General features: G+C 46.9%; 10 protein-coding genes and 1 pseudogene. All 11 read right to left on the reverse strand.

Annotated elements, in window-relative coordinates:
- Positions 1-315: 315 nt before the first annotated feature.
- Positions 316-564: a hypothetical protein gene (locus tag IPL32_19765; protein MBK8468058.1), complete on the reverse strand. Its 249-nt coding sequence runs from the start codon at positions 562-564 to the stop codon at positions 316-318.
- 1527 nt (positions 565-2091) lie between these two features.
- Entirely contained in the window at positions 2092-2574 is a 483-nt protein-coding gene (locus IPL32_19770; GenBank protein ID MBK8468059.1) for a hypothetical protein, read from the reverse strand.
- Between the two features lie 3 nt (positions 2575-2577).
- Positions 2578-2943, reverse strand: coding sequence for a hypothetical protein (locus IPL32_19775; GenBank protein MBK8468060.1), 366 nt, complete (start codon positions 2941-2943; stop codon positions 2578-2580).
- Position 2944: 1 nt separating this feature from the next.
- Positions 2945-3937 carry a hypothetical protein gene (locus IPL32_19780; GenBank protein ID MBK8468061.1) on the reverse strand — a complete coding sequence of 331 codons (993 nt, stop codon included), beginning with the start codon at positions 3935-3937 and terminating at the stop codon, positions 2945-2947.
- 987 nt (positions 3938-4924) lie between these two features.
- Positions 4925-5260 carry a type II toxin-antitoxin system PemK/MazF family toxin gene (locus IPL32_19785; protein MBK8468062.1) on the reverse strand — a complete coding sequence of 112 codons (336 nt, stop codon included), beginning with the start codon at positions 5258-5260 and terminating at the stop codon, positions 4925-4927.
- A complete protein-coding gene (locus IPL32_19790) occupies positions 5260-5496 on the reverse strand; it encodes an AbrB/MazE/SpoVT family DNA-binding domain-containing protein (protein MBK8468063.1) in 237 nt (78 codons plus the stop codon). The genes IPL32_19785 and IPL32_19790 overlap by 1 nt, the downstream gene beginning before the upstream one ends.
- A gap of 200 nt (positions 5497-5696) precedes the next feature.
- The gene (locus tag IPL32_19795; protein ID MBK8468064.1) at positions 5697-5921 is read right to left on the reverse strand and encodes a hypothetical protein; all 225 of its coding nucleotides are present in this window, start codon (positions 5919-5921) and stop codon (positions 5697-5699) included.
- A 147-nt stretch (positions 5922-6068) separates the two neighbouring features.
- Positions 6069-7133, reverse strand: a pseudogene (locus tag IPL32_19800) (hypothetical protein).
- Complete coding sequence (locus IPL32_19805) at positions 7130-7324, reverse strand: hypothetical protein (GenBank protein ID MBK8468065.1); 195 nt, start codon at positions 7322-7324, stop codon at positions 7130-7132. Before IPL32_19805 ends, IPL32_19800 begins: the two are co-directional and overlap by 4 nt.
- The gene (locus IPL32_19810; protein ID MBK8468066.1) at positions 7321-7662 is read right to left on the reverse strand and encodes a hypothetical protein; all 342 of its coding nucleotides are present in this window, start codon (positions 7660-7662) and stop codon (positions 7321-7323) included. Before IPL32_19810 ends, IPL32_19805 begins: the two co-directional genes overlap by 4 nt.
- Before the next feature lie 2 nt (positions 7663-7664).
- Positions 7665-9092, reverse strand: a complete 1428-nt coding sequence (locus IPL32_19815) for a hypothetical protein (protein ID MBK8468067.1) — start codon at positions 9090-9092, stop codon at positions 7665-7667.
- Positions 9093-9240: the final 148 nt, after the last annotated feature.

Consider the following 9240-nt stretch of genomic DNA (forward strand, 5'->3'; position numbering starts at 1 on the left):
AGGCTTCCGGCCTGGCAGAAGCGAAAGAACGCAGAGCTTGTAAGCCTTGAGTCAGTTGTACTAGCCGCAGAAAGGCCCCAGAAGCCAAAGCAATCCCAGCAATTAACAAGGCATTGTGACTTTAACCCCTAAGCGGTTTCCCAGCTTTAGGATCAATTCACCGATGAGAGCTATTAGACGAGCCGCGATCAGTCTTTCTTAGCGTTTGAGTAGTAAGGAGTTCCACAGCTTTTAAAACGATCCAAGAGAGAAGAAGCCATAAGACCGGCACGCGCATTCCAACCCTTGAAAAAGCCGGAACCCTGAGGTATTGATTCAAATTAATTTTCCATCTTCCAAGATTTGCGCTAGAAGATCAATCTCCCAAGTAGGAGCATCAGAACGGGGTACCAGGAAAGTTTGCCAGCCCTGTAGTGAGGTTTTGAGCCCTGTAGCGTTGGTTTCCCCTTGGATGGCGAAGCCCTGCGCGTCTTGAATGCCTTGCTCCGCTTGTGCCTTGTCCTCCAGTAGGCTTAGAACGTATTTTTCCAAGCTCATCCATAATACTAGAGTTATTGTTTCCAAGTGTTTTTTGAATAGAATTAATCCCCTCATCGAGACGCATCAAAGCTGTATCTTGTGAACTTTGGTGTTCTTGAACCCTCTTTATTGATTCATTTTGCTAAGCCAGTACTCCAAACGGCCAGAGTTAAAATCCGCACAGAAGTATAACCTGAAGGAAATTTAACTACCTAGTTGAGGATTACCATTAGCATCATAGGCTAAAGCAGAAGAATTTGCTTGACTGAAACCAGCACCGGCTGGACCTAAATTGCCAGGCATATATTGCCCGAAAGTTAAATCTATAACATTTTCCGCTCCATAAGAAGCAATTAAACTGTTCGTTATAGCGGCTGTTTGATTATAGAATTCGGTTACATTAGCAGGCTCCCCAGATGACCCAGAATCAGTATTCCGAAACTTATCATTTCCAAGCTTGTACAGCTATATCATCATAAAATCCTTGTACCTCGTCAGAATAAGCCCAGTCACAGAGGCTATAGGACGAGTATTATATCCGACCTCGCCAGATCTCTCTAAACGCTGACATTTGCAAATAGCCCCACCAGCATCTTGCCAAAACGTCAAAACAGGGGAGGCAGATTGAGATACTCCAGACTGCCTTGACCAGGCATCACACCAGAGATAACACCCCCCTTCTAGTCCAGCTTGAAGACCTTCACCGACATAACACTTCCCTTCCTTATTGACACCCGTTCTATACGGCCATCCGCATATGTCACACTCATTTTGCGTAAAGCCAAAAAAGGAGGAAATCAACAAAAAGAAAAGGGAATTCATACCTTACCGATTCCGATAGGCTTCGGCAAACCTTGGATGACGCCGCTCGATTCGTTTCTTCAGAGGATCTAAAATTAAATACCGAAAGAAGTGATCCAAAACAGTCATCAAAAAATGACCAACCATCACAGACAAAACCATGATAATGAAGATGATTTTGAAATCCTCGTTTGAGAGACTTAAACAAGTTTGCATTTATTGACTCCTTTTCATGTAGATAAAAAAGGCGACGATAAGAGAAATGGAAGGAATTGTTACCATTCCCAACATTACAAGGTCATGCCTCAATAAAACCCATTCAGCTGATGCCCTAGCGGCATCTTTGCCAGCTTGAACAATTGAATCTTGGTGTCTAATGATTGAATCTGATGTACGACGCCCAGCGATCGCCGCTTGTCTCATCAAAAAAACCGTTGTCGAATCCATTTAGAACCTCGTAAAAAAAGGGGTAGGGAAGTCCTACCCCTTGGATTGAATCAGTTCATCAGGCTCTTGATGGACTTGATAGCAAAACGAGCAGCAGGAACACCCATCACGACAGCACCAACCGTGAACATCACAGCGGCGACACCAACGACAAGGGCGGTCACTTCGGTGGTAAAAGTAGGCACGTTTTTTTCCTTTGTATGACTGTGGTTTTTTGATTGTTGGTTCGTCCCACTCACAAAACCAACTTTCCCCGGATTGGGTTAATTAAAGATCTTTACGCCAATAGCAAAGACGACTACAAAGATTCCGCAAATCATTAGTTCAGTCATCTTTTTCGCCTCCGGTCAAAAGTGATTTGACGGCATCTATAGACATTTTAACGGCCCCTACGTACATTCCAGCACCAAGAGCCAAAGAGAAAACAGCCCAGAAGATTGGAGAAGTTGCCACATTTTCGGCCGCTACGTTATACGTCGAATCAAACTTTTTAGGATCATTGTTACATTGCCAGATAATTTGTGTTAAAGAGGTTGAAGCAGAATAAAGGTATTTGTCTTTTGTGCTGAATGCCTGAAAATTCATTGTTGGTTTGGGACTATCGTAGCAATTGGCCGTTACTGTTGTTTGTCCATTGGGCTTGAAATGGATAGATGAATCCTCAGACCATCGATCCGAACATGTAAATTGCCACAATTCGCCGGAATTCGTTGTTTGATTGACAGTGAATGTCAATTTTGCAGAGCATGGAACAACAGCTCCCCCAGACCAGAGAGCCCAAAAGACCGCAAGAATGGGGGAGAGCATGTCTTAAACCTTGGCCGGTTGGTTCAAGGTCGTATCCTTCGGAGCTTCCTTCTTTTTGGTCTTGCCGTGGACGACAATTCCCGTTTTGATCTTGTATTCAGAGCGGAGGTCAATTTTTGTCATCAAGGGGAATTCGATGGTGTCGCCATCATCGGCAGGGGCATTGATGCGAAGGCGGACAATTCTTGGCATCGATTCATCCGCCATTTGCACTTGCACGTTGACATCCCAGGCTTCGCCATCATCCACCCACTCGCCCGAGCCCTTCGAGGATTCCCGCTTGAAGGTCGCCGGGTAGGCTTGTCCGATTACGGTTCCATGAAGGAAAACGACCATCTTCATTGCCGCAGGAGCGTTTCCAAATGCCATCTTATGCCACCTTTCGATATTTTTTGAGGTTTGATTTTTGCATCCAGGCCGTTTGATCGCGAAGCTTCGCCCAACCAAACGAGAGGATATTATTGTCCGATTTGTACGGAGGTAGGTTGATATCAACGTTGTACTTTTCGAGTAAACGCTGACGATGTCTGTAATAGGTCCGAATTGGAAATTGTGTTCGGAGATCTTCGCCAGCTACCCAAGGGTACCAAAGCTTTTTGTCGTCGATCGTCATTCCAGGCGGAGGGATGAAACTTTCCATGAGATTACCTTCGGCTACGTTGATTTTTCCAAGCATTTCGGTGTAAATCAATTGCACAACAGCGGGATTCCAGTTTTTTACGTATTCATATCGGTTTGCCATGAGCCACATTCTTTTCAGAACGACCTCGGCCCGAACGTGTGATTTGATTTCCCAGTTGTCTAGAAGATACTTTTGCTTGTGGGCTTGTACTTCGCGGTATTTGTCGTAAATCCTCCAAAAATAGAGGCGTGAATTCTTCGAGCCTTTTTCAACTCCCTTTCCAAAATATACCGTTTGTCCAGAGTATTGGAATTGCTTTTTATGCCTAGTTTTAGCCAAATTGCCCAATTGTGAAAGAAAATCAGATTTGTTTTTCTCTGATTCCAAATCAACCATTTGGGCTAAGTGGATTTCATGCAATTGGGCGTATACCATCGGATTTTCTGGGAACATCCGCCGGCCTAGCTTTTCTTCAATCTTCCCCAGGAATTTCAAGGACGTTCGCTGAACATCATCCGAACCAAAAAGATTGTGGCCTTGAAGCCATTTGCTTGGATTGCCTGAAATCTCAATATTTGCGCCAACTGGACGAACACGACAGGAAGTGTCAAAGGATGGCACCTTATGCCCGAGGTCGCAGAGCGTCAACTGATCGCCGTTTGGCTCGATCTTGACCAACTTTCCGACAGGAAGGTCAAACTCAGCAATTCGAGGTACTTGGATGGTCAGCCAGTCAACCACCTTGAACCTCGTCTTTTTTCATGATTTTAGACGCTTGATATCTGGACCTTTGGGTCCATAGTGCCACCAGTGGCACAAACTTGCACGTATCACTAGACGTGCAACGCCGAACCGGACGCCGACCCGCCGCCGCGGTCGCCGGGCGGGCTAAAGCCTCGCCATGGCGACCGGTGGCGGCGGGTCCTTGCGTATTAGCAACGATTAGGCCAAAAAGCCCAGTTTCCGAGGTATTTCTTCCATATGGCGCATAAGTAATATTATGACAGGTTCTGTCATAGAACACGGAAAACCCGATAGATAGGGGCCTGGAAGCCGTTTTGTTCTGTTTTCCTTGGGCGAAAATATGCCCAAAGTTGACAGTCAAAAAAATGTTTTCGAGGTTGTTCCTCAGCTTCAAGTTTCCACTTCCTTGGACTTGGAGTTAGGAGCCGGTCGAGAATGTCCGTTCTCGCCGGTTCCGCTTTTCCCAATTTGCAACTACTTCGATCCTCAAGACATCCGTTTTCGCTCATTTCAAGCGTTTTTTCGATCTCTTAAGGTTTTTTTAAGCAAATAGGGGCTTCCCCTTCGGGTCGGACCCCTTCCGGCTATGGTCCTTCGGACGCCTTCGGCCCTACAGGACTCCTAAGCCAAGGCCTATCGGCCTCCCTACTCGGTTCCCGGTGGTCACCTCGCCCCGCTCCCCATGACCCCTTCAGGGCCATAGGGCCCCGCTCTTTCCGAGGCCCTAGCCGCCTCGTGGAACATCCTGTTCCATGGGAGAGCGGCAAAGCAACAGCGAAGCGCAGGACGGCGAAGGCAGAGCACGACAGAGGACCGCCCTTGCCGGTATGGGTTTGCCGGGAGGACCCGGCAAACCCAACTCGGAAAGGTACGGTCAGACGATTGGAAAGGGGCTTTCGCGGCATAAACGCCGCCCTTGGCCGCAAGCGGCCAGAGCGGCATTTATTCCACGGTCCCCTTTCCAAGGAAAGGTCACCGCAGAGGCTAGCGCAGGAACAAAGCATCCAAAAGCCCCTGGACATGTTGAAGAACCGAATGCGGACACTTGGCACCTCGGACCGCCTGGACAGATCGAGCCGTCCTATCAATGCTGCGCACCTGGTCAACCTGGATTCCGCCAACAATGGTTCCAGCCTGAACTGGCACTTGCCAAGGCCACGGTCGAACGGTCGAAGTAATCGGGCAAACCACGATCAAGGTCGATTTCTTGTTGTACTCGAGTCCAGACACAACCAGGCAGGGACGGCGCTTCTGTTGCTCATGGCCCAAGGTTGGATCCAGCGAGACCATAACAATGTCACCGCGATTATAATCAGCCATTAGGATTCCTCGCCAACTGGAGCACCAAAATCAATGATTTCGGGTTGGTTGCCTGGAATCATTTGGGAAGCCAAGTCCGCCAGGTTGAAACGAGGAACCGAGGTTCGAATCATAACACCGTCAGGAGTAGGGACCAGCTCCACTTCCTGGCCGACTTCCAAGCCCTGGGAAACCATTAATTCACGAGGGATACGGACACCAACGCCGTTTCCCCAGGTGGTGAGACGTGTAGCCATTATGCGGCCCTCTTCGGCAGGAAGTTCGACAGGGATTCAATGCGCTTTTGAAGTTGAACGAATTCCGTCATCGTCAAATTTCGGCCATGCGAAAGCGAAAAATCAAGAAGGCGGTCCAGCTCGGTCGTTTTATTCGTGTTTACCATGTATACAATATACATCTAACTTGTTTATACCGTATAGGTTATTTTTACTTATTTTCAGAAGGGTTCTAGGTCCAAAAAGGTCTGATTCGGGTCGCGAACAATGACCTTCCCAACCCTACGAACAGCCATCAAGCCAAGTTCTGTCTCAAGCAACAAAGATCGGCCCCAACTGCCTTTCACAGGTTTACGGTACCGTCCAACAATTCCGGTTCCCTCGATCTCCACCACATCGCCAGGATGGTAGACAAGGGCAGGGCGACCACGTTGCCGCCCGGTCATGGATCCGCACACATAGCGCCGGAAGGACAGCCGCCCGAGCGGTCGAGAGGGTCGGGGAGAGGTTGAGCCGCCATCACCACCTCAACGACGGTTCGGCAGGTTGCAAAACCTTCTACGGAGACGCCGACCAAAAAATCCTGGCCCGGATCACTCACTAGAGCGAGACGACAGCGGGGAGCTAGGAGCCGTAAGACCTCGCCCCGAAGTCCTTGTACCCTCAAACTCCAACGCTGATTTTTGTCCGCCGTCTGCTTGTCCAACCAATGCACCGGGCTCGACATGTACGGTACAGGAGTCGCCGCCCGAGGTGACACGGCATTCAAGCCTACCAAAACGCTCGCCCAGGTCAGGACACGACCGAGCGACCAACGAAGCCCCCTTAAGCCAAAAAACACAGTTGGAATCGGCCATCCAGCCGTCTGCCTCAATCGAGATTTTTGGTACATGAGTGATCCCCGTTTCTTGCTTCATGGTCTGCCCAACGCCTGGCGGTGGAGGGTTAACAGGTTTTGTTTTGTTCCTATTCCACAGATAAAGACCGGCCCCGACGAGAAGAAAGAGAAAAGCCGCAATGATCGGCCAGAAAATCTTTAATGGATGAACTCTAACTTTGTCAGATTTGGTTTTTGTTTCCTCGGCACCGGGCATTGTGCTTTGGTAACAAATCGTAAATTCGTCTTTATACTGAAGGGTTTCTTGCTTCAAAACCTTGTTTGATTTGCCCGTTCCACCTTTTTTGTGAATCGCTGAAAAGGTGTTCGCGTTCTCGCCGAAAATCATATTGAGCTTGCGAAGTTCGATATAATGCTCGGTCAGGTCGCGGAAAAACTTGTCTACCGTTGTCGGTTCCTGGCAAATAGCTACAACAGCATCGCCCCGGTGTCGATGCATAGAGAGGTATTTTTTTAATAACTCCCGCTCTTTTCCATGGTCCTTGAAGTTTGAAGCACCATAGAGATTCTGAACCTCATCAAGGACGAAAAGTGATTCTGTTTGTGTCTCGTCTATGTCCAGCCAGGGAGTAAAGTTTTCTGGCGAAATTGGATGATAATAAATAGGGTCAACGCCATGAATTACGCCAGCCCTCAAAGCATCGAAGCCAGCCAGGGAAGAGTAAACATGTCTACGCTTTTTCATATGCGGGATGATGTATTGAGACACAGCATAGTAGGATTTCCCGCCGCCAGGGTATCCGTGTAGCATTGTGATCATTTCCGACCTCGAATAGCGTTAAAATGAGCTACAACGGATCGAATAATTACAGATTGAAAAAAAGACCTTCTAAACTCACGTAAATTTCCACCATCACGACCAAAAATTAAATCATAGACTAAGGTCCCTAAAAAACAACCAAAAGCAGAAGAAACAACCAGAACAAGGATTTGTAAAATCGTTGGAATCATTTTGAAATGGCCTCCTTAAATTTAGCGCTAGCCCTAAGAATCGGCTCTTTTAGAAGCAGATAGACGTAAATGGCAACCGCAACCATTAACCCTTCAACGAACCAATACAGGAATAGATCGATTCCGAAAGAAGTGGCCAAGCACCAGGCTTCCGGCCTGGCAGAAGCGAAAGACCGCAGAGCTTGTAAACCTTGAGTCGAGATTGTACTAGCCGCAAGAAAAGCCCCAGAAGCCAAAGCAATCCCAGCAATTAACAAAGGCATTGTGACTGCAACCCCTAAAGCGGTTTTTCCAAGCTTTAGGATCAATTCACCGATGAGAGCTATTAGACGAGCCATGATCAGTCTTTCTTAGCGTTTGAGTAGCCAAGGAGTTCCATAGCTTTTAAAACGATCAAGAGAGAAGCCATAAGGCCGGCAACCCGCATTCCAACCCTTGAAAAAGCCGGAACCCAAGGGTATTGATTCAAATTAATTTCCATCTTCCCAAGATTTGCGCTAGAAAGATCAATCTCCCAAGTAGGAGCATCAGAACAGGTACCAGGAAGAGTTTGCCAGCCCTGTAGTGAGGTTTTGAGCCCTGTAGCGTTGGTTTCCCCTTGGATGGCGAAGCCCTGCGCGTCTTGAATGCCTTGCTCCGCTTGTGCCTTGTATGAGTCTTTATTTGCCAAGGAGTCCATTACCTTTTCATAGGCCAAAGAATCCTCAAGCCTGTCAAAATATCTGTTTGCTTGATTGGCGGAATCCATACGGTAAATCAAGGTAGAGTTTTTCTGCATGGTAGAATCAAGGTTTGCAATCCCCTTTTTCATTCCAGAAAGAGAATCTCCTAAGTTTTGAAATCCGCTTTTCAATCTAATATTTGTCGTGTCTTGTCGTTTTTCTATCCCGGATACATCAGTCCCAGATTTCGAGCCCGTATCATTCCCTAGCTTGGAAATTAGGCTATCAAATTGTTCTCTCAAAGTGGTTTCAAAGCTTGAGGAAAGATTTTCAATTTCAGCAGAGAAAGAGGAATCTATTCGATTTAATTGTGAAGATTGACTTTCTCTCATAGATTGAATTGCATCCAAAACGGGATTTAAATTTGCGCCTCCAGTAGGCTTAGAACGTATTTTTCCAAGCTCATCCATAATACTAGAGTTATTGTTTCCAAGTGTTTTTTGAATAGAATTAATCCCCTCATCGAGACGCATCAAAGCTGTATCTTGTGAACTTTGGTGTTCTTGAACCCTCTTTATTGATTCATTTGCTAAGCCAGTACTCAAACGGCCAGAGTTAAAATCCGCACAAGTATAACCTGAAGGAAATTTAACTACCCCTAGTTGAGGATTACCATTAGCATCATAGGCTAAAGCAAGAAAGGAATTTGCTTGACTGAAACCAGCACCGGCTGGACCTAAATTGCCAGGCATATATTGCCCGCAAGTTAAATCTATAACATTTTCCGCTCCATAAGAAGCAATTAAACTGTTCGTTATAGCGGCTGTTTGATTATAGAATTCGGTTACATTAGCAGGCTCCCCAGATGACCCAGAATCAGTATTCCGAAACTTATCATTTCTAGCTTGTACAGCTATATCATCATAAAATCCTTGTACCTCGTCAGAATAAGCCCAGTCACAAGAGGCTATAGGACGAGTATTATATCCGACCTCGCCAGATCTCTCTAAACGCTGACATTTGCAAATAGCCCCACCAGCATCTTGCCAAAACGTCAAAACAGGGAGGCAGATTGAGATACTCAGACTGCCTTGACCAGGCATCACACCAGATAACACCCCCCCTTCTAGTCAGCTTGAGGACCTTCACCGACATAACACTTCCCTTCCTTATTGACACCGTTCTGCTTGGCCATCCGCATATGTCACACCTCATTTTGCGTAAAGCCAAAAAAGGAGGAAATCAACAAAAGAA

Origin of the sequence: Chloracidobacterium sp., assembly GCA_016711345.1 — a bacterium.
GTDB lineage: Bacteria > Acidobacteriota > Blastocatellia > Pyrinomonadales > Pyrinomonadaceae > OLB17.

Bases quoted from the DNA above. Each gene is read 5' to 3' on its own strand.
- IPL32_19770 (MBK8468059.1), bottom strand. From the start codon at position 2,574: ATGCTCTCCCCCATTCTTGCGGTCTTTTGGGCTCTCTGGTCTGGGGGA.
- IPL32_19775 (MBK8468060.1), bottom strand. From the start codon at position 2,943: ATGGCATTTGGAAACGCTCCTGCGGCAATGAAGATGGTCGTTTTCCTT.
- IPL32_19785 (MBK8468062.1), bottom strand. From the start codon at position 5,260: ATGGCTGATTATAATCGCGGTGACATTGTTATGGTCTCGCTGGATCCA.
- IPL32_19790 (MBK8468063.1), bottom strand. From the start codon at position 5,496: ATGGCTACACGTCTCACCACCTGGGGAAACGGCGTTGGTGTCCGTATC.
- IPL32_19795 (MBK8468064.1), bottom strand. From the start codon at position 5,921: ATGACCGGGCGGCAACGTGGTCGCCCTGCCCTTGTCTACCATCCTGGC.
- IPL32_19805 (MBK8468065.1), bottom strand. From the start codon at position 7,324: ATGATTCCAACGATTTTACAAATCCTTGTTCTGGTTGTTTCTTCTGCT.
- IPL32_19810 (MBK8468066.1), bottom strand. From the start codon at position 7,662: ATGGCTCGTCTAATAGCTCTCATCGGTGAATTGATCCTAAAGCTTGGA.